Annotated in this window: 18 protein-coding genes; 13 read left to right on the forward strand and 5 right to left on the reverse strand. The window is 46.1% G+C overall.

Annotation, left to right across the window (positions count from 1 at the left end; genetic code table 11):
* Positions 1 to 42: 42 nt before the first annotated feature.
* The 3 genes from PAHA3_RS20760 to PAHA3_RS20770 all read left to right on the forward strand — a co-directional run bounded on the left by PAHA3_RS20760 (position 43) and on the right by PAHA3_RS20770 (position 2,399).
* Entirely contained in the window at positions 43 to 951 is a 909-nt protein-coding gene (locus PAHA3_RS20760; protein WP_062836602.1) for a helix-turn-helix transcriptional regulator, read from the forward strand.
* A 59-nt stretch (positions 952 to 1,010) separates the two neighbouring features.
* The gene (locus PAHA3_RS20765; RefSeq protein ID WP_062836603.1) at positions 1,011 to 1,937 is read left to right on the forward strand and encodes an oxidoreductase; all 927 of its coding nucleotides are present in this window, start codon (positions 1,011 to 1,013) and stop codon (positions 1,935 to 1,937) included.
* Between the two features lie 192 nt (positions 1,938 to 2,129).
* Positions 2,130 to 2,399: a CD3324 family protein gene (locus tag PAHA3_RS20770; protein ID WP_062836604.1), complete on the forward strand. Its 270-nt coding sequence runs from the start codon at positions 2,130 to 2,132 to the stop codon at positions 2,397 to 2,399.
* 44 nt (positions 2,400 to 2,443) lie between these two features.
* Here the strand turns inward: PAHA3_RS20770 and PAHA3_RS20775 are convergent, their stop codons facing one another.
* On the reverse strand, positions 2,444 to 3,310 hold the full coding sequence (locus PAHA3_RS20775; protein ID WP_062836605.1) for a GNAT family N-acetyltransferase: 867 nt from the start codon (positions 3,308 to 3,310) through the stop codon (positions 2,444 to 2,446).
* A gap of 229 nt (positions 3,311 to 3,539) precedes the next feature.
* Here PAHA3_RS20775 and PAHA3_RS20780 point away from each other — a divergent pair, with 229 nt between their 5' ends.
* The 5 genes from PAHA3_RS20780 (at position 3,540) to PAHA3_RS20800 (ending at position 15,424) form a co-directional block, all read left to right on the forward strand.
* Entirely contained in the window at positions 3,540 to 4,133 is a 594-nt protein-coding gene (locus tag PAHA3_RS20780; protein WP_062836606.1) for a hypothetical protein, read from the forward strand.
* A gap of 217 nt (positions 4,134 to 4,350) precedes the next feature.
* On the forward strand, positions 4,351 to 6,495 hold the full coding sequence (locus PAHA3_RS20785) for a sensor histidine kinase (RefSeq protein ID WP_062836607.1): 2,145 nt from the start codon (positions 4,351 to 4,353) through the stop codon (positions 6,493 to 6,495).
* A 4-nt stretch (positions 6,496 to 6,499) separates the two neighbouring features.
* On the forward strand, positions 6,500 to 7,198 hold the full coding sequence (locus tag PAHA3_RS20790; RefSeq protein ID WP_062836608.1) for a response regulator transcription factor: 699 nt from the start codon (positions 6,500 to 6,502) through the stop codon (positions 7,196 to 7,198).
* 405 nt (positions 7,199 to 7,603) lie between these two features.
* A complete protein-coding gene (minD, locus tag PAHA3_RS20795; protein ID WP_062836609.1) occupies positions 7,604 to 8,413 on the forward strand; it encodes a septum site-determining protein MinD in 810 nt (269 codons plus the stop codon).
* A 378-nt stretch (positions 8,414 to 8,791) separates the two neighbouring features.
* Entirely contained in the window at positions 8,792 to 15,424 is a 6,633-nt protein-coding gene (locus PAHA3_RS20800; RefSeq protein WP_167350919.1) for an InlB B-repeat-containing protein, read from the forward strand.
* Between the two features lie 233 nt (positions 15,425 to 15,657).
* On the opposite strand, the gene PAHA3_RS20805 is transcribed toward PAHA3_RS20800, so the two are convergent.
* Entirely contained in the window at positions 15,658 to 16,011 is a 354-nt protein-coding gene (locus tag PAHA3_RS20805; protein ID WP_062836611.1) for a winged helix-turn-helix transcriptional regulator, read from the reverse strand.
* A 154-nt stretch (positions 16,012 to 16,165) separates the two neighbouring features.
* On the opposite strand from PAHA3_RS20805, the gene PAHA3_RS20810 reads away from it, so the two are divergent.
* The gene (locus PAHA3_RS20810; RefSeq protein WP_235599519.1) at positions 16,166 to 16,774 is read left to right on the forward strand and encodes a flavin reductase family protein; all 609 of its coding nucleotides are present in this window, start codon (positions 16,166 to 16,168) and stop codon (positions 16,772 to 16,774) included.
* A gap of 133 nt (positions 16,775 to 16,907) precedes the next feature.
* On the opposite strand, the gene PAHA3_RS20815 is transcribed toward PAHA3_RS20810, so the two are convergent.
* A complete protein-coding gene (locus PAHA3_RS20815; RefSeq protein WP_062836612.1) occupies positions 16,908 to 18,776 on the reverse strand; it encodes an AbfB domain-containing protein in 1,869 nt (622 codons plus the stop codon).
* A gap of 297 nt (positions 18,777 to 19,073) precedes the next feature.
* Here PAHA3_RS20815 and PAHA3_RS20820 point away from each other — a divergent pair, with 297 nt between their 5' ends.
* The 3 genes from PAHA3_RS20820 (at position 19,074) to PAHA3_RS30575 (ending at position 21,368) form a co-directional block, all read left to right on the forward strand.
* Positions 19,074 to 20,486, forward strand: a complete 1,413-nt coding sequence (locus PAHA3_RS20820; protein WP_062836613.1) for a DKNYY domain-containing protein — start codon at positions 19,074 to 19,076, stop codon at positions 20,484 to 20,486.
* Between the two features lie 454 nt (positions 20,487 to 20,940).
* Positions 20,941 to 21,180: a hypothetical protein gene (locus PAHA3_RS20825; protein ID WP_062836614.1), complete on the forward strand. Its 240-nt coding sequence runs from the start codon at positions 20,941 to 20,943 to the stop codon at positions 21,178 to 21,180.
* Between the two features lie 41 nt (positions 21,181 to 21,221).
* Positions 21,222 to 21,368, forward strand: coding sequence for a hypothetical protein (locus PAHA3_RS30575; RefSeq protein WP_167350920.1), 147 nt, complete (start codon positions 21,222 to 21,224; stop codon positions 21,366 to 21,368).
* Positions 21,369 to 21,444: 76 nt separating this feature from the next.
* Here PAHA3_RS30575 and PAHA3_RS20830 read toward each other — a convergent pair whose 3' ends face one another.
* Positions 21,445 to 22,890, reverse strand: coding sequence for a DEAD/DEAH box helicase (locus PAHA3_RS20830; RefSeq protein WP_062836615.1), 1,446 nt, complete (start codon positions 22,888 to 22,890; stop codon positions 21,445 to 21,447).
* 281 nt (positions 22,891 to 23,171) lie between these two features.
* On the opposite strand from PAHA3_RS20830, the gene PAHA3_RS20835 reads away from it, so the two are divergent.
* Positions 23,172 to 23,729 carry a DUF4352 domain-containing protein gene (locus PAHA3_RS20835; protein WP_062836616.1) on the forward strand — a complete coding sequence of 186 codons (558 nt, stop codon included), beginning with the start codon at positions 23,172 to 23,174 and terminating at the stop codon, positions 23,727 to 23,729.
* 93 nt (positions 23,730 to 23,822) lie between these two features.
* On the opposite strand, the gene PAHA3_RS20840 is transcribed toward PAHA3_RS20835, so the two are convergent.
* Complete coding sequence (locus tag PAHA3_RS20840) at positions 23,823 to 25,949, reverse strand: 5'-nucleotidase C-terminal domain-containing protein (protein WP_371327952.1); 2,127 nt, start codon at positions 25,947 to 25,949, stop codon at positions 23,823 to 23,825.
* Between the last annotated feature and the right edge of the window lie 88 nt (positions 25,950 to 26,037).

Here is a 26,037-nt window from a genome sequence, read left to right on the forward strand (position 1 = left end):
TTTAATTATGACAAAAGTTGACGTAGTTAGGGTGTTGATTTCATGAATCATCGAAAGCTGGCGATCATGCGCCTAATGGATTCCAGACAGAAGTTCACTGCCCGGGAACTGGCAGAAAGGTTCGACGTATCGGTTCGTACGATTCAGCGAGATCTGGATGCATTGCAGGCGCTGGGGTTTCCCTTGTACACAGAAGTTGGCGTGAACGGTGGATACCGGGTGTTGCCCAATCGGATTTTGCCACCTCTTCAACTGACACAGCAGGAGGCATTAGGGCTATTTATGATGCTGGAATATCTACAGCAAGTCCCGGATTTTCCATATGGGTCAATGCGTGAGCATCTGGCTGAGCAATACTTCTCTACTTTGCCTGAAGATGTACAGGATCTGATTATGCGAATGAGAGAGCATATAACCTTTGTTCAGCATCCCAGTGAGTATGCCGAACCTTTAACAACCGAGATATTGGGTGCAGCGGTAGAAAAGAGAGAAATCGAATTTATGTATCATGCCCGTAGTGGTCCTAAAAAAGTCCAGGTCTTCCCCTATGGTATTTACTATGATCAGGGACATTGGTACATGCCAGCCCGGAATAAGGATCGCGTATTGTTATATCGAGTGGATCGCATGCAGCAGTTGGCTGTCATGGAATCGGTCGATGAATCTGTTCCGAGTCTAAAGGCATGGCTAATTGCCAAAGAAGACAGAGCAAGCGTAGAAGTGGTGCTGCAATTCACGGAATTTGGAGCAAGGATTGCCGCGTCAGATGTGTTGTTCAAGTCGGTTCAGGGCCATGAGTGGCGCGGACTTGTTCCGCCCGAGGAGTTCTCTTTTACAGCGCGAAAGTTACTCTCCTATGGTCCGGAAGTGAAGGTGATCACGCCATCTGAGTTAAAGCAGCAGGTTAGAGAGTTGCTGGAACGGAGTTTAAGCCAGTATGATGAGGGATAAAAGCTTTAAACGCTGGATATTCGGGTATCAAGGAAGAGACAAGAAAGGTGTGTAGAAAAATGGGCGAAGTTTGGACTAAAGACATCATCCCGACTGTATCCGATAAAGTAGTGATTGTGACAGGTTCGAACGGCGGGTTAGGGTATGAAACGGCATTAGCATTGGCTGAAAAAGGTGCGAAAGTTATCCTTGCAGTTCGTAATCTGGACAAAGGTGAAAAGGCAGCTAATAAAATAAAATCGTCTGTGCATGTAGCTGGAGAGGTAATCGTTATGCAGCTCGACCTTAGCGATTTAGCTAGTATCCGTAAGTTCGCAGCCGCTTTTCTTGAGCAATATGATTCTTTGTCCATTCTCGTTAATAATGCAGGAATTATGAACCCTCCATTCCAGTTGACGAAGGATGGTTTTGAATTGCAGTTTGGTAGTAATCATCTAGGCCATTTTGCGCTTACGGGTCTACTATTGCCTCGATTGATATCTACTCCGAAATCGAGAGTAGTTACTGTAAGCAGTTTGGCAGCTGGTAATGGTACAATTGATTTTAATAATTTGGATGGCTCCAAAGGATATGCTCCCATGAAGTTCTACAGTCAAAGCAAGCTAGCCAATCTGATGTTTGCGAGAGAGCTGCAGAATAAATTTAATTCTGCCCATATTGATTCCATGAGTATCGCCGCTCATCCAGGAATTTCGCATACCAATCTATTTTCTTTCGGTTCGGGAAAACAGACCAATATATTCATGCGTAGTCTTTTGAAAATCATTAGTCAACCGGCACACATGGGAGCATTGCCTACCTTGTATGCTGTAGCAGATCCGACGATCAGGGGAGGTGAATATATTGCTCCCAGTGGTATGGGCGGCACGAAGGGCTATCCCAAGAGCGCTAAGATTATCGAAAAATTATATGACGCTAACATTTCAAACAAGCTATGGAGCGTATCAGAAGAATTAACAGGGGTTTATTACAGATTTAACGATTGAATGGGGGGCTACCATGATTCGATTCATAATAAGTTTAACGACCCGCTCTATGCAGAGTCCATGTGATGAACAACGGCGGTTGTTTGCATAGAGCTTGAAATTCTTTTCCGCCATACTTATAGTGCATATCTAATGCGTTCATCTTACGACTCTGCTGCCTTAAAGATTTTAACTTTTAAGGAGTGGAGCAACGTGAAATATATTAATGCGGATACAATCTTCCCGGAAGAATTGCTCAAAGAAATACAGCGTTATATCCCCGGAGGCCTGATCTATATTCCGAGGCCCAAGGATGCCCACAAGAAGTGGGGCGAGAATTCGGGTGGCAGAAGGATTGTCCGGGAGCGGAACGACGAGGTCCGCAGGCTTTTTGCTGCGGGAACAACCATCGATCAGCTTGCGAAGCAATACTGTTTATCCATCGATAGTATCAAGAAAATTGTGTATTGCAAAAAGGGATGAAACTATAGAAGCCACGTTCGAGCAATCGAATGTGGCTTTTTTGCTTACATATTCAAATTACCGCTGAAATAGTGATACTCAGAATTCACTTCAAAACCAACACTGCGGTACAGATTCAAAGCACGTTCGTTCTCGGTAACCACAGACAGGCGAATATCTGTATAACTTTGTTCTCTTAGGAGATTCACCAAAATACGAAGCGCTGTGCGTTTTATTTTCCGTCCCTGATAATCAGGTGAAATACAGAAGTTATGAATAAATGCGGTTGTCGCATTGATGGAGTTGATCCGTACCAGCCCGACAGGTGTTTGATCCTGCCATGCAATATAGTTGACTCGGCTGGGTTCATTGGTTTGCATAAAGTAATTGCGTGTCCATTCCTCCGAATCCCCAAAAGCTTGGGATGAGCAAGTGACCATAAACTCCATATCTTCGTCTTTTGCCACGGATAACGTTAGTTCAGGCGGTTCTGTAACCTCAAGCGCTTCATTTACTAGTTGCATCGAATACTCGGCACGATCATAAATGGCTCTAAGGGATTGAGCAGTATGAACACCCGGAGATAAGCCCTGAGGAACACGATAGCTGAGTTGGTTGATCCCCTGTGGTTTCATGTCCAGGATGGCCCGTTTCAGTAAGTTGCTGAACACACCTTGGCGACGATACTGCGGATGTACGATGGCATTAATATTTCCGGTTACGGTGTCAGATGCATACCAACTGAGGAGTCCTACCAATGTACCGTCGCGATAACAGAGGAGCGCATGGTCTCCATCTTTTTGGCTGATATGGTCAAGGTCTGCCTTTAGATGGACGGAATCCAGTTGTTTACATTGTTGTTCGAGCAAAATAATAGCATTAATCTGTTCCTTGGAGTTATAGACCATGGGAACGACTTGATAAGATGACATAGCTTTCACACCTTCATTGTTGAAGGAAACACGCAGTTGTTGGACCCGCAGGCGCTATCCTTCGAGATTCGGTCCACTTCCCGATGACTATAACACAATCTATGATGATGATGACACCCAATGGATGTAATTCACTGGATGTCTGTTCAGATGCACTCAATAACTGGACATTATATCCTATTGAAGGGATAATTGAGAGTAATACTGACGAGAAAGGGAGGGATTAACCATGCGCAAGTTGGCATCTGTGATGGGTACATTATTTCTTTCCGCCGCCATGTTAATGGGGTGTACACCATCTGAACCAGCGGAAAGCACTGAACCCATAACTCCACCAGTAACGGAACAGCCGAGTGATGTGAGTGATCAGAAGGCGACAGCGGAGGAGCAGCAACATGCGCTAGAAATGTCGCTGGATTATAAGACAACAGAACTCACCGTGGATGGCAAGGACTATGAGGATACGTTAGAGATGGAAGGGTTATTGGCCAAAGGGGACACCATGAAGCCATTCCTGACCTCCAGAAACTACGAGGCTTACATGGCTAATCGATATATTGTCTTGCCTCTTCAGGTTGCACACATCGAACAAGCGAAGCTGCATCCTGAAAATATACAAACCAAGATCAAAGATAACAAGAGCGACTGGATTCTTGTGGAATACACGCTTGATCTGAAATTTACTGACGAGAATGGCAAGGAGTTCAAGTCTATTCCGCTATCGGGCGATATCACCTTTTTGCAGAATCAGGGAGAATGGCGCATTCAGGATGACACGTACAATAGGGACGCATTTGCGGACATTATCAATAATTCACTGTAGTCATGAATAAGCTCCTTCATATCAGTGCGCACTTCAAAGTGCGTACTTTTTTTGTGGCGGCGAACCCAGCTAAGCACGCGTCGTCAAAAGGGTCTCATCGCGATGTTAGCTATCGACACCTGCTAGAAATTTTCAGGGTACATTCTCCTTTAATGATGATATTATTTGGGTAATCAGCTTACTTATTGCGCTTTTGTAGAATGGGGTTGGGTACATCATGAGGGGGATTCTTCGAGCCGGTTCTCGTAAGGTCTGGCTTTATATCGTTGTTGCCGTTGTTGTTGGCTTGGTTGCAGGCTATGTCGTCCTCTCTGAGCCGGGCTCTCCTAAGTTTCAAAGTGAAGAAGGCATTCTGGACTTAACGCAGGTTCAGCTCAGTACGAATCCGCAAAAGTTAACAGGGGAGTGGGCGTTCTACTGGCAAGATCTGCTGTCGCCTGAGAATATGCGGGTTCGTTCGGCAAGGGAAGGAAATCAGGACCACTGGATTAACATTCCAAGCTCCTGGCTGGGCTACCCGTTAGAAGGTCAGCGGCTGACCGGTACAGGCTATGCAACCTTTGGACTGGTCGTTCATCTAAGCGAGCAGGATCGAGATGAGATGCTTGCTCTGCGGCTGCCTAGCATTTTTAATGCGTACAAATTATGGGTCAATGGCGAGCTGCTGGCAGAAGTTGGTGAGGTTGGTCAGGACAAGCACAGCATGACCCCGCAACTGGAAACAAAGCTGGTGTATTTTCAGCCTGAAAGCGACACGTTAGAGCTGGTCATGCAAGTATCCAACTTCCAACATCATCGGGGCGGCATTACCAAGGATATCGAGCTGGGTGGCAGTGACGCACTAACGACCAAGACCAATCTGAATCTTGCCAGGGATATGTTCATCACGGCAAGTTTGCTAGTGATCGGTTTGTATAATCTGCTGTTGTTCATGCTGCGACGTAAGGATAGAGCTCCGTTATATTTTGGCCTGTTTACTGTACTGCTTGGTATTCGATCCTTGTTCAACGGCGAGCTTATCTTTACACAATGGTTGCCTCATTTTCCTTGGGAATTGCAGTTCAAGATCGAATATCTGATTCTTTGCCTCAGCGGTTATATCATCACCATGTATTTTGATTGTATTTTTCCGAATTATGTGTCGCGCTGGTTTCGTCTTGGCACCCGGATCGTAACTGGTGCATTCTGTATCCTTGTAGTGGTAACCCCTGCAATTATATATACAAAATTTTTGCTGGTCATCGGTGTGATGGTAGTTCTACATATGATTTATCTGATGATCGGACTGGTTCAGGCGGCTGTGCGACGTATGGAGGGAGCGCTGATCTTCCTGCTGGTGTCGGTGGTTACTTTGGTCACGGTTGTCAACGATTTTTTGTATTTTAATGGATGGTCGCTAGTTGGAAATACATCTCCACTTGGCTTATTGATATTTACGATCGCGCAGCTGATTCTGCTGTCTTCGCGATCTACGAGGACGGCATCGAACGAAGAGAGAATTACACGTGAATTACAGTACGTTAATGACAAGCTGATTGAAATGAATATGAATCTGGAACAGACCGTTCAGGAACGAACACAGGCCTTATCTACAGTGCATGATGATCTCCAAACCTCGTATGACCGACTGCTTCACTCCGAGCAAGGGAGGAAGAAGCTACTTGCTTATATTACGCATGATCTGCGTATGCCGTTGTCCAGTATGCTTGGATATGTAGAAGCTATACAGGACAGGGTCAAACCGGAACGCAATGAACAATATCTGAAGTACATTCGGGAGAACACGATAAGGATTAACCGTATGATCGAGGAGTTGTCCTTCTTGTCTCATTTGGAGACCGGACAAGTCTCGTACCGAATGGAGCCAGTTCAGATGATTCCTTTCTTGCATGGTTTTTTTGAACAATATGAGTTGGTAGTGCGCGACGCAGGATTAGACTTCATACTGGATATCGGAGATACCGAGGATAGACGATCTATTTTGCCAGTTGTCGAGATGGATGCGAAAAGAATAGAACAGGCTTTATTTAATCTAGTGTCAAATGCCATGAAGTTCACCTCCAGCGGGGGGCTGGTGCGTATTGCACTAATTGTGGAAATGGTGAATCATGCTCCCCATGCAGTAATTAGCATACAGGATTCTGGAATGGGTATTCCTCCGGAGCAGCTTGAGCAAATCTTCGAACGTAATTACAGATATGATCGGCCGGGAATGGGCATAGAGGGCAGTGGACTGGGGCTGGCAATTTGCAGGGAAATCGTACAAGCGCACGGAGGCATGGTTCGAGCGGAGAGCGACGGCAAGATGGGGGCGACATTCTATGTAACGTTTCCTTGTACGGTGATTGAAGGAAAGGGGTGATGAGATGGACACGCACAAAATCATGATCGTTGATGATGATCCTCATATATGCGAGATTGTGCAGGTGTATTGTGATAGGGAGGGATTTGTCTCCACCTGCAGTCATAGCGGGTCAGAAGCGATGGAGCTGCTTGCATCGTGTGAGCCGGATTTAATTATACTGGATATATTGTTGGCTAATGAGAACGGTATTGACTGGTGCAGGAATGCGCGTAATCTCACCAGTGCGCCGATTGTGTTTCTGAGCAGTCAAGAGGAAGACGAAATAAAAATTAGCGCATTGTCCTATGGCGGGGACGATTATGTGACCAAACCGTTCAGTCCGGGAGTGCTCATGGCCAAGATCAAGGCTCACCTTCGCAGAGTGTCGACGGGTAGAAGGGAACAACTGCTGGAGTTACCGGGTTTGACACTGGATTTCTACACGCAGTCCGTCAACACGGGGAGTAAACCTATCTATTTATCGAAAAAAGAGTTCAGTCTGCTGTCCTATATGGCACAAAACGTGAATCGTGTCGTTAGTGTCGATACGTTGTTTCAAATCATCTGGGGAATGGAAAGTCTGGAGGATACGAGAACGGTCGCTGTACATATCAGTAATTTACGCAAAAAAATTGAGTCTGACCCTGCCGACCCCGAGCGAATCATTACGGTTCGGGGGAGCGGATATATGCTGGTTTCTAACAGTACATCACAAGCATGAATATAGCAGTAAGGGTGGTAGTCTATTATAAATGGGAAAATGGCGTTGGAGCAGTACCTGACGCTATTGGCCCATTTTTGTTTTTTCCACTAGCTTCGTAATCGACTCAAGATATTGAATTCCTCAACACCAGTCTGCGCTTTTCCATCCTCGTCAAAATGATGTGCCATCTCTCCGAAGAATTAAACGATCCAATACGCACGGATTTAAAGTTTTCTTTAGGTTTCTCAAGTAGGATGATCCATCATGATAAAATCACATTGGTCGATATAACGACATATTTCATCAAATTGCAACTGATTATTAGCTAAGAGGACGTTCATTCGAGCCGGATCAAACGATAATACGTGAAGAAATGGTTGTCTTGCTGTCCCGCATTAGTACTTGAAGAAGGAAGTGGCTTCGATGGCACGAGTTATATGTATCACATCAGGGAAAGGTGGAGTTGGCAAGACAACGGTCACGGCTAATCTCGGGACTGCCCTTGCCTTATCGGGGAGCAGCGTTTGCCTGATCGACGCTGATTTTGGATTGAGAAATCTGGATATTCCGCTTGGTTTGGGCAATAGGGTAAGGTATCATATTTCCGATTTTCTGACGGGTCAATGTGCTTTACATCAAGTGATCGTCAAAGATAAGCGAATCAGTACCTTGTCCTTTATCTCCTGTAGTAACGATGCGGTGCATCACGATGATCCGCAAGTTTTTGGCGAGGTTGTGCAGCAAATAGCCCAGAACTATGATTATGTGCTGATCGATTCGCCGGCAGGCATTGAAAATGGATTCTGGAATGCAGCTTTGGCAGCAGATGAGGCTATTGTCGTTACTACGCCTCATCGTACATCGCTTCAGGATGCGGATCGCGTAATCGGATTATTAGAAGATATGATTCCGGCTCCGCCACAGCTCATCATTAATATGGCCGACGGACAGGAAGCCCGTTCGGCAACGGTAAAGATGCAGGATATTATCGATATTCTCAATATCGGTGTGATTGGCGTGATCCATGCCGATGTAGAAATTATACGTTCCGTACATAAGGGCATCCCGATTGCGCTTAATCCCGAGTTTGAAAGCGGGCTGCGCTTCAGGCATATCGCCCACAATGTGGCGAAGAATCAGCAGGAGCCTTTTATCTCAGTGAAACCCAAGAGGCATATTAGTATTTTTTCACTTCCTCAAAGACTGCGTTGGGGGAAGAGCAGTTCGTTATAGTCGATTCTGCTAGGTGAATCGTTCACACGCGAATCATCTGGAATGGAATGCAGACTAGCTTTAAAATTCATGAAAAATTGTGGTGTGGGAGTTACCTTCCCTACGCCGCTATTTTTGATGTCATTGATGTTCTCACTTGCAAGTAGTTGCTTACTTAAAGTTTTCTTTATAATTCACAAGCGCCCCTATCTCGCATGATAAAATACGGAAGAAAAAACGACATAATTTGCATGTATTGGTGTCACAATTCGACTGCGACTGATAAGAAAGGTCGGTGAACGAATTCAATCTGTAAAGTTGGCATTATCGTACCTTAAAGCAGTCGAATTTTGGACGGTCTTTTTTAGTTTGATCTATACATAGAAGGGATGAATGAAAGTGAAGAAAGTAAGACAGGGATGGAAGGTGAGCCGGCAGATCCTGATGTGGATGCTGGTGATCAGCTTAGTAGTTTCTGCCGTGCCCCTATTACCAGCACAATCGGCAGTAGCGGCTGAACTGCCGATGCAGATGACAAAAGTAACCACATCCAGTGGATTCCAGGATGTGAGTCCCACCGACTGGTTCTATGATGCAGTCGTCCATGTGCAGGAGAAGGGCATATTCAGCGGAACGAACGCGAGTAGCTTCTCTCCTAAGGGGACAATGACACGTGCCATGTATGTGACGGCACTTGGACGGATGGCCGGAGTCGATGCCGGGGCGTACTCCACTTCGAGCTTTGCCGATGTACAGGCGGGCAGCTGGTATGCGCCATATGTCGAATGGGCGGTTAAGAAGGGAATTACCGATGGCACGGGGGATCGGAAATATTCGCCGGATGCTACCGTATCTCGGGAGCAAATGGCGACGATGACGTTGCGGTATTTCGAAAGCGAACAGATCCCTTATCAGACCGAGAATCCGGTCACGACAGAGCCGGGCGATCTCGGGGATGTATCGCCTTGGGCGGCTGACGCGGTCATCAAGCTGTGGCAAGCCGGTGTGTTCACCGGGGACGAAAAGGGGAACTTCAATCCGCGTGCACAAGCGAGTCGCGCGGAAGCAGCGGTTCTCTTCATGCGCAACAACGCGGTTGTAGAGCCGTGGAAAAATCAGAATCAAACGCCGGTGACGCCTACTCCAACACCTACACAACCGGGAACTCCAACGGTAAACCCAACACCAACACCCGGCGGTAATAATGGTGGCGTAACACCGACGGAACCGGTGACACCAGCGCCAACACCTGGAGGTAACCCCGGAACGGGTTCCACCGCGTATACACTAACGTTTGATAGCAACGGTGGCTCGGCGGTCGCTGCGCAGACGGTACGACCAGGCCAGGTGCTCAATAATCTTCCTGCTCCAACGCGGGATGGATATATATTTCAAGGGTGGTTTACAGATAGTGATCTTTCACTCATCTTTGCAAGTGGCAGTACCTTGACCGCAGATACGAAATTATATGCAAAGTATACGGATCGCGTGGACAGTGCTGTACAAAGTACGCCTAGCTACTCGGTACTGGATGTTGCGACGAACTATACGATCGCTGTACAAGATACATCGGGCAGCCTAACAGCATCTGAGGTCAAAGCTCGCATGACGTTTCAGGATACAGCCAATCCTGAATTTGAGGGGATCACCGTCACGGGAGGGAACGGGAAGTTCACGGTAGCGTCCGCAGTAGAAGGTGGTCATTTCGTAGAAGGCAACACGTATGAACTTACGTTGACAGACGACAACTTGACCTTCCAAGGCCAAGACGCGACGACGAGAATCTATGTGTTTGGCGTTGCGAAGCAAGAAATCATGGACATCCCGCTGCATACGAGCATGGTCTACCTGTCCTTTGCGGATGTCACGGATATGATGCTGAACGGCACGGAGGTTGGTTCGGCAGCCATTCCTGTAGTCGCCACAACGGTAGGTGGTAGTGGAAATACGCTGGCTGAAGCCAATGCAAGCAGCGGTACGTTCGTATATAACGGAAGCACCGAGGTTGAAGCTGGCGATACCGTCGCCATCTATCAAGGGGTTCGCCCTGATCTGCGCACGTTAGAAACAACCGGTGAAGACAATGGCGATATCGCCTATGTCCATATCTCAGCGGTGAACGATACGACCTACACCTATGGTCAAGCAGATATCAATCAAGTATTGTTCAAACCGGATGTGCTGCCAGTGAGTGTAGATGCAGACACAGACAATGATCCTGATAACCATTCCATCACGGTTGAGCAGACTGTGATGAACTATAGTGACAGCATGTATGAGCCACTCGGCTTGGATGAGCTGACGACAGTGGATGTAGGCGACTTTATCGGGTTCTATGAGGGTGGATTTGCCCAATCGGATTTTGTGGCCACTGGTTACGGGCGCATCACGTCAATTACGCCTGCGGCAGAAATGAATATCATTACGTATACCGATGCTACGCTAGATGACGTCACGAGTGCGTTCGACCTCTATCAGAAGCAAGCCATTGAAGGCGAAGAGTTGTTGTCGAAAGACCAGATCGCACAGCTCGAAGAACAGATTGAGGAGCAAGCCTTAGATAGCGGGTTCGTTGATCAAGCGGCGGAATACCTGTCAGAACTGGCGATGGAGACAGAGGAGATTCAGAAGATCAATGCTCAGGCATCACGTGCCCTCTCTGGTGACAGTGGTCGGGTAAGTGTGGAGAATCTGACCGTTGTTGCTAAACTTGGCACAAAACTGAAGAACATTAACGGCCGATCCTCCGGTGTGAGTGCTACACTGCAAGTGGGCGCGGATATTGTTGTGAATGTTAGTGAAGATAGCGATCTGATCATCCATATGACCAGTACATTCGTTCAGGAGATGAGCCTGGATCTCGGTGTGAATTCGGAGACGAAGTGGCATTGGTATACCATTTCGACATTTTTGGGCGATATCCCGATCTTCCCAGTCATTGATGATTATGTAATCACAGCGAATCTGGATGCTTATAGCTATACCGGAATGAACATCACGGCAGAGATGGCTCTTGTCGAACCAGATAAGTTGGAAGCTGCGCTGACGAACTGGCTGGATGCGAAGACCTCTGGCAAATTTAGTCAGGTGCGGAACATTGCAACAGAGATTGAAGCGGTCATGGAGGGTGTGCAAGATACCGCCGTAGACGCGGAATCATTGAAGGAACAGTATCAAGAGATGTTGAGTCAGAAAACGGAGTGGGTTCCATTAATCAAGAAGACGCTCTTTGAAAAGAGCGTGCGTGTGGCACTGGGGATTATTGAAGTCCAATTCAAAGCTGAGTTTGTAGTTAGCGCGCAGGTGAACTTAACCATCGGGGCAGATTTCTATTATAAGATGGCTAAGCGCTACTCAGTGACCTTACGTGTATTGAGTTTCAGTGGTTCGAGTAATACGGTTAGCTTGCCAGAAGACGGCGATTACCAGTTTACCTTCTATGTGATGGGGACGCTCGGTTTGCGAGCCGGTATTCATATGGAAGTTCAAGCGGGAATTGGCAGTGTTGATTTGAATAGTATCGGAATTGCTGTAGAACCAGGCGTGTATGTGAATCTGTGGGGTTACTTCTACTATCAGCTAAAAAATATTAGCGGAGTGAAGACGACGAAGTCTTTAGGGGCCCTGTTCGTCGAGATCGGCATATATTTGGAGGTGGCACTTGGCGCCCAATTAGGCGATGGAGCGCTCTCGGATAGCGTAGAACTGGCGGATGAAGAGTGGCCACTGTATACGATTGGGGAAGAAAAGAACGTCTATGACTTCGCCTATCCACAGGATGATGAGCTTGGGTTGCTCTTTAGAGGAAATGCTGACTCTCGCAATTTACCAGAGTCATTTTTCAAGATGAATACTCTTAATTTGAAAACAGGTATAACGACGGAAGAAACATATGATAGTTCACAATTTGATATTCAATTAAGCGGTGATAACTTCAGATTTTTGCTAGATAAAAAAGGGGTACAAGTTAGAAATAAGACGATTCCATCGAGTGCGGCTAAATTAGTTATTACTTGGAAGGGAGCGCCGATGTCATTCACGTCAACTCCGATTCAACGTACGATTCCGCTGAACTGGATTAAAAGTGCGGATGGTGATCTAACGATCGAATTCGATCCAAGTAATGGAGAACCATCTGAGATTGTGACTGCTGCCTTTAATGCAGCCATTCAAGTGAAAAACAAAGTCCCAGTAAATCCGGGATATACTTTCGATGGCTGGTATACTTCTGCCTATGGTGGTACAAAAGTGGACATCCCCAACAGGATGCCTACAGGTATTCCAAAACTGTATGCACGTTGGATTGTGAACACAGACACACCGTACAAAGTCAATCATTATTTGATAGATGCAAACTCACAGAAAATATCTGTGCTTACGGATTCCGAAACGAAGACAGGAACAACAAATACAGAGATTCGTATAACCTCTAACAAATATAGAGATCGTGGTTATAATGAAGTTGCAGTAAAAGGTATCTATATTAAGGGTGATGGTTCAACGGTTGTTAATATTTATTACAAACCGATAAGTCGGACATTAACTTTTAATTTAGGTTATGAGGGAGCACCGGAAGGTAAACTAACGGATCTAATTTATAAAAATATCGTTAATCGAATTCCAGTTCCGACAAGAACGGGATATACGTTTGCGGGTTGGTCACCGAATGTCCCAAATACGATGCCAACGGATAACGCGACTTATACCGCAAACTGGACAGTCAGGGATGATACGCCTTACAAAGTCGTATACTTGCAGCAAAATATAGGGCATCCAACCTACACGGTTGCAGATGTAGAAACGCATCGGGGTATAACCAATACGAGGGTAACTCTGCCTAAAGAATCACTCAGGTCTTACGAAGGATTCACTGTAGATACAGCTCTTCCGGGAACTGTGTTAGATGCCGATATTGCCAGCGACGGTACAACGGTTCTACGGGTGTACTATACGCGCAATACGTATAAGTTGACCATAGATTACAATGACTTGAATACACCTGCAAAGGAGATAGATGTACAATACGGATCAACGACTTCATTACATTTCGGTGATCCAACTTGGGCAGGTCATGAATTCAAGGGGTGGTCAGCTGTCCCAGCGGTAACCATGCCTGCACAAGATATCGAGTATATCGCTCAGTGGGACATAGACCAGCATACTGTCAAATTTAACAGTAATGGTGGAGTGGAAGAAGTTCCTGATCAAACGTTAGCTTATGGAAAAACTGTCATCGCACCAGTCACACCAACGAAGAAAGATCATGCGTTCGGAGGTTGGTATAGCGACAGTGATCTTACGCAACCTTACAATTTCGCAATGTCGGTGACGAGTAATATTACGTTGTACGCGAAGTGGATGCGTGGGTATACGATGAGCATCAACAGTAATGGTGGGACAGAGATATCCGATCAGGCGGTCTACGAAGGAACAAAACCTGCGGCACCTCAACCACCAACGCGGGAGGGATATGTGTTCGGAGGTTGGTTTAGCGACAAAGATTTGACAAAGGCATATAATTTCACAACCGAAATCGTGAATGGTGATATCACCTTGTATGTGAAATGGGTAGTTGCTCAAAAAATACAGTATAGAGTTCGCTTCTATGATGAACAAAAGACTGAGCCAATCGATCAGCTGGTAACTGAAGGTGGTGTGGCAGTGGCACCTGAGCCACTACCGAAACCAAATCATACGTTCTTGTACTGGAGAGATAAAGAGAAGCGGAACCAAGCATTTGACTTCACAACACCAATAATGAGGAATTATGAGATACACACGGCATGGATACTGAATAGCTATGAGGTAAGCTTCATAAGCGACGGCAAGAAGTTGAGTAGTCAGTCTGTGGACCATCAACAATCTGCTAAGGAGCCTTCAAGTCCAACGCGCGAAGGTTATGTGTTTAAAGGCTGGTACAGTGACAGCGATCTGACGATACTCTACGATTTCAGGGCTCAGGTGACGAGTGAAATTTCGTTGTATGCGAAGTGGGCACCTAAGTTCACCGTGAGATTTGATAGTAAAGGCGGCTCAGCAGTAAATGCCGGGACAGTGGAGTATAATGCTAAAATTGCGGTGCCTACATCTCCGACGCGGACAGGTTATGAATTCGGTAATTGGTATAGTGATGAAGATTTGACCAGTGTCTATAATTTTGAGACACCTGTAACGACAAATCTCACGTTGTATGCGAAATGGACACCCGTCTTTACAATAATCTTCGACCATAAGGATGGTTCAGCGGTGACAGATCAGCAGCCGGTGCTGGAAGGGGAAGTGGTTTCTGAACCTGCCGCACCACATCGAGAAGGTTATACCTTCATCGGTTGGTATAGCGATGAAGATTTGACCAATGCTTATCATTTTGAGACACCGGTGACGACGAACATCACATTGTATGCAAAATGGAAGGTCTTATATACGGTAACTTTACGTATAGCAACTGAAGTGGTTAAAAAGTCAGTGGCAGAGGGCGATGTGGTTACTAGACCTGACGCCGTTCCTCCAGATAAAAATGGATGGGTACTCTACTGGTGGTACGTAAAGGGTAAGCCTTGGGCAGATGCTTACAATTTCGAGACGCCAGTGACAGGAAACTTTGAGTTAGACGCATATTTTGGACGTCCCTATACGGTGAACTTCGAGTCTAATGGTGGTTCAGCGGTTGCTTCTCAGACCCTCCTTGGAGGTATGGATAAAGTCCAAGTACCTGAACCTCCAGTGAAACCAGGATTTGTGTTCGAAGGTTGGTATAGAGATACACGTCATACCAGTGCCTATGATTTTGAGACAAATATGTCAAATTTAGGAATTGTTTCTTATACTTACACGTTGTATGGAAAGTGGCTGCCTCTCGACAATAATGAGATCAACAATAGTGACGGGAATTTCCTAACAGATGATAAGACGGTGGCGGAAGACAGTGTTGTTTCGCTAGCTTTTAAATCAGTAATGGATTCCTATATATATGATGGTTGGTATGCAGACCAAAAGAGAACGATTCCCATTAACTTTATGACACACCAGTGATGTCAAAGCGCACGATATATGAGTTTTGGTAGCACAGAACGTGAAACAAGACTGTCTTATATGGCACTAAAAAAGCAGGTGAAAAAAACAATTTGTTTTTCTTCACCTGCTTTTTTTATTAATAACTCAACCTTCGGTGCGACCAACCTTCGGTTGCGAAGTTTAGTAGGTGGAAATCCTGCTTGGGAAGCATTGTTCTGGATGAAGCCCTTCGCACTTATCAACCCAATTCACTATAATTCATGCAACGGTTGTGTCTCAGGTACGTTATACACACCCCACTTGCAGATTTCCTCCAGAATGGGCATTAGACTCTTGCCTCGGGGGGTTAAGGAATACTCTACTTTGGGCGGAGTCTGATCATACTCCACTCGTTTTATCACACCTTCACGTTCCAAATGGTTCAGTTGAGAGGTTAATACCTTGTACGTGATCCCGGGGACACGCCTTTTGAGTTCTCCGTAGCGTGTGACCCCATGAAAGGCAAGTTGATACATGATTTTCATCTTCCACTTTCCGCCGATAATGGATAGGGTGTAGTCGAATGGGGTGAGTATTTCCGCTGTTTTTTTACTCGGGTTATCCATCACGAATAAGCTCCTTTATGCAGGTACGCACTTCAAAGTGCGTACTTTTTTTGTGGTGAACAAGTGTATATTCTTATACCAACTATATGTTTCCCATGGGGCTTTGTAAACCGAAGGAGCTGCTCAGGGACAGAGTAGAAAGGAGCGAGTGTCAGTGGAAAAAAACAATGTATTTGAGTTTGCAACAGGTGATATCACCATCGATGAAATGTATAAATTGATGATCGGTTCCGTGGTACCACGGCCTATTGCCTGGGTTTCTACGCGGAGTATGGAGGGTGTACTTAACCTCGCTCCATTTAGTTTTTTTACCGTTGCTTCACGCAATCCGGCGACGCTGCTCCTATCCATTGGGCCTGGTGTAGGTGAGAGAGAAGGAACAGTGAAGGATACACTCGTCAATATACGAGAGACCGGAGAGTTTGTGATCAATGTAGTTCCCGCTGTACTTGCAGCGTCCATGCAGCGTTCGTCAGCAGATGTAGCATCGCGCGAAGATGAATTTCAACTGGCGGGGGTTACACCCAAGGCAGGCATACGTGTAGATGTACCTTCCGTGCTCGAATCTCCGATTGCTTTTGAACTTACACTGGATCGTATTATCGAGGTGGGTACAGATCATGTGGTTCTTGGAAAAGTAGAGCACGTACGGGTGAATGCAGAGGCATATGCCAGTCATTATAAAATAGCGATCGAGAGCTGGCAGCCACTAGCCAGTCTGGCTGGCGATTTCGCTCTAATGAAACCTGCATTTTCAGTCTGAGATGGGGTTTACGTCATCTATATCTGAAACCGTGCAGCAGAAAAAACCGCTTCTTCAGTTGAGACTCCTGAAAAAACGACCTTTCCTCGAATTGTAGATGTAGATGACTCATCCTCAACTCCAATTATTTTGCTTAGAAATTGGTTCGCCCAAACGTAGCGTCACTCTTCACCGTCGAGCTGCTAGATGCGTTGATGGCATCGAGCTGTAACACGTAATCATAATGCCGGATGTAATAGCCGGGCTGACTATACGATTGAAGGGATACTTTGGTGCTATCAGCCCAACCAGGACCGCTTAGGAACGTAGCATCTCCTTTGTAGGCAGCGGTGTCGGCATAAGCTTCAAGTACAATTTTGTTGCTGGTGTTGCGCTTCAAGAAGTAGCCTGGGAAGTTAACAGACTCCAGTGAAATTCCCGTGGAGCTGGCAAGGCCCGGTACGACGCGGAACTGTGAATCCAGAACAGGAGAGACGTTGGCATCCACGCGAGCGGTGTAATTGGCATGCCGGATGTATCGATCCGGATAGTTGTGTGAACTGAACCGGCTGTAACCTGTGGCTTCAGGTGTTGCAGGACCCAACATTTTGACCTCGTGCAGGGTTGGGGTGTACCAGTTCCCCGGATTATTCCACAAGACGGCGTTCACCATATTGATCCGTACATAACGGGCGGTGAAATGCACGGCATCCGTGGTGAAACCATAGGTCAGATTGTTGGTGCGATCCAAGGTGGAGTAATTAACACCATCGTTGCTAATCTCAATTTTGTATTTGTAGTATCCTTCAGAACCTTTATACATAAACCAGGAGGTGTCGATCTCGGTGATCGTCTTTGGTGCGCCGAAGTCCACTTGCCACCAAGCAGGCCAGCTATTGGAGGAAGCCACCCATGAAGTCTGGTAGTTGCCATCATTGACGTTGGATGCAGACGATCCGGAGGCTGTGGAGATAGCGGTAGCTGTTTTGCCTTGGGCATGGTTGACGAGAGCAGGCGGTGTTACTGCACCCGTTACTGCATCGATATTCCATGTGGTATACCACTCCAGTGATGCTGTTCCGTTCGAATCATTCAAGGTTAGCGGCAACCAGATATGTTTGTGCTCTCCGAGGTTCATCGGATTCCAGCGATCCCCCATGTAGATGTAAGATGTGGTGTTGCTGCCTGTAATCGTGGCAATATCATGTATCTGCGAACCGAAGGCAGATGGATTGCCATATGGCGTAAGCGCAGTCCATGAGCCCGTCATGGAAGTTGCTGTAGCATAAGCACCCTGATTCGGATACCAGCCAGCGGCTTGAGAGGTGAAGAGATAGTAACGGTTTCCTTTTTTCACAACAGCAGGTGCTTCACGGTAGGCGTTCTCGAACAGCCAGCCCTCGAAGGATTGTATTCCGGTGTAACTTGCATTCATTTTAAAAATAGCCATCGTATCATTGGCACCGCCATTTTTGCGTGAAGCAGTAACCAGATAACCTGTGCCATCGGTATCAACAAAGACCGTCATGTCACGGGATTCATAATTGAGTGGGCGGAAGCTGCCCTCATAGGTGAATTTGCCATTCGGGGTATTGCTTGTTGCGACCGCTACACGCCCAAGGTTGTAGTCTGTACCGTTCTCATAGTGTGCCCAGAGCACATACTGGTTGGTGGAGGCGTTATAGATGACTTTGGGGCGTTCGATCTTACTGGAGGCCAGCTCGGTTGCGGAATCTTTCGTCAGGATGGCATTGCTGAAAGTCCAGTTCTTCAGATCGGTGGAGGTGTAGACGTTCACGCTATCGAACCTGCCACCTACCGCATGTTCACCGTACAGATAATACGTCGAGCCTACCTGCAGAATGTTGCCGCTGTTCGCATGGATGGGGTTGCCTGCGGTGTCGAGCCAATCGGTGCCATTGGTTATTGTGACACTTGCTGCGCTTGTCCGTTCAGGATGAAGTCCAAACAGGGTGAACGTGAGTGCGAAGACCAGAAACCAAACCGCTTTCCTGTTACCCATTACATACACCTCCCGAGAGATATCAGCTTAAATATAGCGTTCTCAAATCAATTTCATAACACACTAAGTAAAGGGAGTATAAAATTGATTCTTTCATTTATATTTTAGTTGTGCCATACACTTTTTCAAGTGAACAATCCATCCATTGCTGAACAAACCGGCATTTCAACGGGGCTGAGCGGTGAGAGCGGAGGAATTGTGCTGAAATATCATGTGCAATGATGTGGAGAGAATCAGGTACACGCGCTAAAATGAGGAGAGATTGATTTCCACAACAGGGTTGGAGGGTGAACCGTCATGGACAAGTTTATTGTAGATGAAGACCTTCAGGTGATATTGCAAAATGAAGAAGATGGAGCGACCACTCCCATTAAGGGAGGTATTACTGCTCAGGATTTTGAAGTCATCTCTACGTATACAAAAGGATGGCTGACCTTTGCCTATCTGCGTGATCGTCAGGGAATATGGTGGTTCAATGCTCGCAAGAACAAGGCGAGTTTGTTCAGCCGGGATACGGGAGCTTTTCGTGTGATTGATGAAGATTACTGCTGCGACTCTCAGTACGTATATCTGGAAGATCAGGCCGTGCCTGACTCTGATCCGAACAGCTTTCGGCTATTGCCGGATACGCCCTACTTTGCTCAGGACCAACGTTATTTATATGTAAAGAGCAGTACGCATTTTCATCTATTTGAGGATATCGATACGAATGCTGTGATTGCTCATCACGACTATTGCACCGACAAGGACCATTTGTTCCATATGTCCAGTTCTCTTCGCTATGCGAATGGGGAAAAGGATGAGGTGAGGGCGTGGCTGCAAGAACATCATCCCGACGTACCTGGCTGGTGGCATGCGCATTATGCCCACAGTGCAGAGGGCGCTACGCAGCTAAGAGGCAATTGGGTTGAGACCGCGTCGTCTATTTTTTATAGAACCGAGTGGGGCGGTACGTATCGTCGGGATGCAAAAGCGGTATTCAACCTTGTCCGTGGAGCCGACAGATCTACCTTTGAAGCGCTGGATGAGCAGTTTGCACGGGACCAGCAACGGGTTTATTTTCAGTGGCGTACTGTAAAAGGAGCAGACCCGGATACGTTCCAACCGCTAGGTGGACCTTTCGGTCGTGATGGCAATCATGTGTATTACAACGGATATCGTGTCGGCGAGGCAGATGCCCGGCAGTTTGAAGTGTTTGCCGGGACGGAGCATCTTGGACTTTCGAAGGATCAGCACCATGTGTATCGTGCAGAGGTTGTTCGGACAAGTCAGCCTTTCGGTCATCCTGACGAAGTGCTTCAGATCATTAAGGGGGCGGATGCATCGACGTTTGAGTTAATAACACCTTCCGGGAGCTGGGCTCTGGATGCCAATCGGGTGTATCTATGGGGTAAAACGAATAAACATATTGATCGAGCCAGCTTTACACATCTCTTCGATGCCGATCCCCAGAGTTGGGCAATGGATCAGAATGGTCTGTATAATGCCAATGGCAAACGCACGGTAAAGGGCGTGAGCGGTAGTACATTTGTCATGCTGAATCCATATTGGGGTAAAGATGAGCATGTGGTGTTCAGCTTTGTGACGGGAAGTGTATACAAGTCAGGCGATGCATCGACGTTTCAGGTTACGGATGATATCGGGGGCGCGGAAGATGCGTTATTTCGGTATACGGTGGAAGGCGGTACAGTGCGGAAAAAGAAGAGGTGAAAACCCCAGTCTTTATACTTTCACTTGTGGTACAGCCACTAGTTACCATCTCGAAGGTGAAACGAACAAGCCCTCCTATTCGGAGATCTTAGTCTAGCATCATGTCATACTTTATCGTTGTTATAGTCATCCATTTCTTATCACCAATAACATAAAATTATTCTTTATCTTTCATGATCTGCACAACAGGCTGATGATTCGGTGCCAACACACTCGAAAAGTCAGCCTTTTACTTGATTTATCTTGTTGATAAACCGGCACGTTATAATAATCCCAAAATCGCATCACGTCAAGAGATAATGTGAGAATGAACGATTTAGCGAGTGTTCCCCCCTCATGCTTGCTAAATAGGAATGTATATACCGGTATACAGGGTGAAATCGCTTTTTCCAATTCACCTGGTGTTACGTAAAATATTCTTAACATTAATAAGAAATAAGGAAAGGAGATCTGCATGAACAGCGTGGATAAAATCAGATTTTTACTCTTAAACGGCGAAGCGCCAGAGGCAACTTGTTACGGGTATATGGAGCTGAATCGGGATGGACATATGATCGCACTCTACAATAATTGCGGCGAGGAAATCGACATGTTTGGTGGACATGAATTTATTAGAGTACGGGCGCTTGGCAAATTCGATGATGAAGACCGCGATAATTTTTACTCCTTGTTAGAAAGTGATGGTGTAGGATAACCCTCATAGCAGACAGGTGGAGATTTGGTGTTAAGACCTACGTGGAACGCAATGGATATTCTCTGGAGGTAGAAGATGAACAAACGGGTTCGAGAGGAGGGTGGAATGAAGAGAGGGGCGATGTTGGCATGCCTAACAAGCAGACCTGTCATAACATCATGTTATCAGGTCTGCTTGTCTTTTTTTAAAGCTATAGGAGGGCATAGCAATAGATATAGGAAAGTAAATCGAATTTATCCCTATGATTCTACGCTAGTTCTCAATCTATTTATGGCCTTTACGAACCTTGAGCTGCATCTTTTTAATCGTTGTATTCTGCATGAGCTCTAGTACGAGTGGGCCTTTGCCGTTCAGGATTTCTACATCCGTCACATTATCCAGAATCGTAATGATCCCGATGTCGTCTGCGGTTACCCCTTCAAGCTTGGCGATGGTACCTACAAAGTCAACGGCACGAAGTTTCTTCTTCTTGCCTCCGTTAAAGTTCAGCTTCATGATCTGTTGGTTCAGCTGTTCACGCTTGTCCTTTTTACGTTCAGGCACGATCTTCAATCGCTTCTCAAAATCTTCTCTGCGGCGATCTACAGCATCTTCGGAAGGTGCTTTCACAACAGGGATTTGGAATCCGATATAGGATTCAATCTCAGCCAGACGTCTGCCATCTTTCGGTGTAATCAACGTAATGGCTTTACCTGTTTTGCCTGCGCGACCCGTACGGCCTGTACGGTGAACATATCCCTCTTTTTCCAAAGGAATATCGTAGTTGATGACATGGGTAATATTCGTGATATCAATACCACGTGCGGCTACATCTGTCGCGATCAGATAGCGGAATTGTCCCCGTCGGAATGCGTTCATCACTTCGATCCTCTCATCCTGCTCCATACCACCATGGATACGATCTGCGGGGTAGTCAAGGTCAGCCATGACCCGGAACAGTTTATCCACATTCTCCTGCGTACGGCAGAATACGATGCAGCTATCCGGATTTTCCACAATGAACAAGTCCTGAAGCAGTGCGGTTTTGTTCACCTCTGGCACGTGAATCACAGCATGTTCGATGGTGGCTGTAGTCAGTCCACTTGCTTTGATCTCAATCTCTACCGGGTTGTTCATGTATTTGCGTGACAGCTTGGCTACATCTTCAGGGAATGTAGCAGAGAACAGCATCGTTACTCGCTCTTGCGGCAGTTTCTGAATGATGGACTGTACCGTCTCAATAAAGCCCATGTTCAACATCTCATCGGCCTCGTCAATAACGAGATAGGCGATCCGTTCGAGTGGCAGCGTGCCACGTTCGATATGATCCAGCACCCGACCTGGCGTACCAACAGCCACATGGGTTCTTTGTTTTAACTCGGCTTTTTGGATATGAAAAGGGGACTGTCCGTATAGTGCGGTTGCTTTAATACGCTTAAAGCGGCCGATATTCGTAATATCTTCGTTAACCTGCAAAGCCAGTTCCCGGGTTGGTGTAAGAATCAAAGCCTGTGGCTTATTCTCATTCCAATCCACCAGCTCGCAAAGTGGAATGCCGTAGGCGGCTGTTTTACCGCTACCTGTCTGTGATTTGACCACAAGATCCTGATTCTCCAGTGCTACCGGAATAACTTTGGTTTGAACCTCGGTTGGTGTCTCGTAGCCCAGACTGTCCAGTGCTTTTACGATCTCTTCACCAAGTCCATAATCTTTAAATTGTTGCTCGCTCATCGTTTACCTCTTTTGCGTTAGTTTTTGTACAATTATTGCACCGTACATTTATCGTATACCTCTTCATTATACTCTATATGCAGGCAGGCTAACGGAGTAAATGCTTCAAGTATGTAAATTGTTTTCATGATTGATATATAGTTTGCACTAATTAAGGGAGGGGTGCGGATATGGAGGGCTATACAAAGAAATTTATTATAGGTATAAATAACCACTAAAATATTCCGATATATGTTAATATAACACTTGGGTCAAATTACCTAAGCATTAGGGGGAGAAATATGAAAAAGTTTTTTAAGATCGGATGTTTGGGTTTTATTGGATTAATTGTTTTGGGTGTTATTGGAAGTATGCTTTCTTCCAATGATAAAACAGCTGATACTGCAGCCAGTAAACCGGCTTCCACAGCACAGAAAGAAACAAAAGAGGAGGTTAAGCTTGCTGGAATTGGTGATGAATTAAAAGTAGGAGATGTAGTTTTTAAAGTTAACAAGGTATCGACAAAGAATGAAATAAAAGAAGGACAAATCTTATCTTATAAGCCAAGTTCTGATGGAAGTGTTTTTTTAGTTGTGAATGCGACATTAAAGAACGAAGGAAAACAGATGATTACTACGGATTCTTCGTTTTTCCAATTGAAAAAAGGCGAAGTTACATATGCACCGACTACGATGATTTCTGTTTCCAACAAAATTTTTATGTATGATGGCATCAATCCAGGATTATCGCAAACAGGAAATGTTGTTTTTGAAATTCCCGAAGATTTGAATGATTTTGAGCTGAGTGTACAGACTGGATTTTGGGGTACAGAACAAGGTCAAATTAAAATCAATTATTAATGTAGTTTCATAAGATTAAAAGGTTGTAATAAAAAGGCCAAGCTCTTTATAGAGCTTGGCCTTTTTCAATAACTATACAGAGACATGGTGTTATTAATTAAGAAATATACTCACATATTTCCCGTATACGAATGCTACACGTCCATTCAGCTTCACTTTTACCCAGCCATACTTGTCTGTGCTGATCACCTCAAGCAGGGTACCTTTTGGTACCGCAGCAACAACTTTGGCTTGGGATGAAGCGCTAGCGCGTACGTTCAGGTAAGACGCTGTAACCTTGGCTTGTTTGCCTTTGGTGACAGTTCCTGGTTTACCAGTGCTTGGTGTTGCTGGTTTACCAGGTTTCGACGTGCCTGGAGTCGGTGTTGGTTTCGGCACTGTTGGTGTCGTAGGCTTCTCGGGTGTAGTTTCTTCCTCACCACTGCCTACTGTTTTGCGAGCTTTGTTCAGCTGTTGATAGAACGTTCCCTTGGTTTTCACGCCTGCGAATTGTGCTGCATTCACACCTGCTTTGGCAGTTAGCGTATCAATCTCTTCTTGAGTCACTGTATCCAAAATGTTAATGGAGGCAATGTTGGTGTACTTGCCATCTTCTGTTGTTGGCACAGACATGATGCCATCGTTAATTAACTCCACCACATCTGCACGTTCTGGTGCAGTCAGGTCTACGCCGGTGATTTTCCAGTTGTGCTGAATCTTCGGCTCGTAGACACCCTTCATGACATCTTTCAAATAAGCGATGGACAGGTTACGAATCGTACCTTGAATCTCACCAAATGCCGAAGCGTCCTTGGAGGACCAGAGCTGCTTGAACTTACGACCTTCCATGGCGCCGCCTTTGGCAATCAGAGCTTCCATCCGGTACGCATTCATACCGAGCTTCAGTGTATCGTTTTCTTTGACTACCGACCCATTGCTGTACTTGAGATTCGTAATCCGACTGCCGTATGGCTTGGTCAGGTCAATCTCATACGTCACGCCACCGAAGAAATCATCGGTGCTGTATTTGGAGGCACGTCGTTTCGGATCAAAGCTGATCGTCACATCACCCGGGCGTGTGGAGTTGAAGTAACCCGCAGACCACTCCATATAATCCATCAGATCGCGTCCGGTTACTTCATATACGGTCACTTCACCAAAGGTGTATTGGTAGTTGAATGCAATATCCTTTTTCTTGATTGGGCCTACATCCAGCTTGGCTTTGTCGTTATCAATCTGGTGCGCGACCACGTCGGCATCACTGTAATGCAGCATCACTTCGGTGAAAAAATCAGACAAAGGTGTTTCCTGGATCTGCACCGCAGGGATACCCTTAATCTCATCAGCAGGGACCAGGTTGGTTCCTTTCAGTTCAGCCACTTCGATGTTGGCATCGGCACGAGCAAACTCGTGGAATGGATGCAAGGTCTCTTCCAGCGCAGGGTCGGAGATTTCATACGTTCCGTCAGCGGCTTTTACAGCGAGTGCTTGAGCTTCCTTGCTTTTCAGCACGACTTTGTCGCCGTCTTTTTCAAATGTCAGATCGATTCGTGAAATATGTGAGCCATATTTATTCGGTTCGGAGATCAATACGCCGTTAACCGTTTGGGATTCAATTAAGGTATGCATGTGTCCGGCAAAAATGGCAGCCAGCTCCGGGTTGGCATTGGCGATATCCGTGACTCCGGTTCCCGGGTTCCCGTTCTCGTTGTCCAGTCCCATATGCATAAGTCCAACCATAACATCGACTTTGCCTTTCAGCTCAGCAATGGCCTTCTTGGTCTCTTCCACAGGATCTTTGACGATGATGCCGTCCAGGTGATCTGTACCTTTCTCAAACTCGGTAATCATAGGTGTGTTCATTCCGATGACCCCCACTTTGATTCCGTCTTTCTCAATAATCGTATAGGCAGGCATGTAGCGGTCGCCGTTTTCTTTGAAAATATTACCCACGAGAGGCTGTCCATTGAATTGGGAAGAGATCTTCTCCAGTACGTCCAGCCCAAAGTTAAATTCATGGTTACCCATAACCCATGCGTCATATTTCATTTCGTTCATTGCAACCATCATGGGAGATTGGGGTTGATCATTGAACAACTCAGCCGAGTTATCCTGAATCATGTCTCCTGCATCCAGCAGGATCGTATTGGGATTCTCCGCACGCACTTTTTTCACAATGGTGTATAGCTGTGTCATGCTTCCGGTTGGGTTTGGACCGTCAAGAGCATAGTCCCACGGCATGAATCGGCCATGAATATCCGATGTACCCAGCAACGTGATCTTGGTTTCCTTGTCTGCCTCAGCAGCCTGAACCGGAGTGGAAGCAAAA

Origin of the sequence: Paenibacillus amylolyticus (assembly GCF_001570725.1) — a bacterium.
In the GTDB taxonomy this organism is placed as follows: Bacteria; Bacillota; Bacilli; order Paenibacillales; family Paenibacillaceae; genus Paenibacillus; species Paenibacillus amylolyticus_A.

What these genes read in the sequence shown, in the direction of transcription:
- PAHA3_RS20760 (WP_062836602.1), top strand. Translation starts at nt 43, where the DNA reads ATGAATCATCGAAAGCTGGCGATCATGCGCCTAATGGATTCCAGACAG.
- PAHA3_RS20815 (WP_062836612.1), bottom strand. Translation starts at nt 18,776, where the DNA reads ATGGGTAACAGGAAAGCGGTTTGGTTTCTGGTCTTCGCACTCACGTTC.
- minD (WP_062836609.1), top strand. Translation starts at nt 7,604, where the DNA reads ATGGCACGAGTTATATGTATCACATCAGGGAAAGGTGGAGTTGGCAAG.
- PAHA3_RS20835 (WP_062836616.1), top strand. Translation starts at nt 23,172, where the DNA reads ATGAAAAAGTTTTTTAAGATCGGATGTTTGGGTTTTATTGGATTAATT.
- PAHA3_RS20805 (WP_062836611.1), bottom strand. Translation starts at nt 16,011, where the DNA reads ATGGATAACCCGAGTAAAAAAACAGCGGAAATACTCACCCCATTCGAC.
- PAHA3_RS20830 (WP_062836615.1), bottom strand. Translation starts at nt 22,890, where the DNA reads ATGAGCGAGCAACAATTTAAAGATTATGGACTTGGTGAAGAGATCGTA.
- PAHA3_RS20820 (WP_062836613.1), top strand. Translation starts at nt 19,074, where the DNA reads ATGGACAAGTTTATTGTAGATGAAGACCTTCAGGTGATATTGCAAAAT.
- PAHA3_RS20775 (WP_062836605.1), bottom strand. Translation starts at nt 3,310, where the DNA reads ATGTCATCTTATCAAGTCGTTCCCATGGTCTATAACTCCAAGGAACAG.
- PAHA3_RS20840 (WP_371327952.1), bottom strand. Translation starts at nt 25,949, where the DNA reads ATGCCGTGGGACTATGCTCTTGACGGTCCAAACCCAACCGGAAGCATG.
- PAHA3_RS20790 (WP_062836608.1), top strand. Translation starts at nt 6,500, where the DNA reads ATGGACACGCACAAAATCATGATCGTTGATGATGATCCTCATATATGC.
- PAHA3_RS20825 (WP_062836614.1), top strand. Translation starts at nt 20,941, where the DNA reads ATGAACAGCGTGGATAAAATCAGATTTTTACTCTTAAACGGCGAAGCG.
- PAHA3_RS20785 (WP_062836607.1), top strand. Translation starts at nt 4,351, where the DNA reads ATGAGGGGGATTCTTCGAGCCGGTTCTCGTAAGGTCTGGCTTTATATC.
- PAHA3_RS20765 (WP_062836603.1), top strand. Translation starts at nt 1,011, where the DNA reads ATGGGCGAAGTTTGGACTAAAGACATCATCCCGACTGTATCCGATAAA.
- PAHA3_RS20780 (WP_062836606.1), top strand. Translation starts at nt 3,540, where the DNA reads ATGCGCAAGTTGGCATCTGTGATGGGTACATTATTTCTTTCCGCCGCC.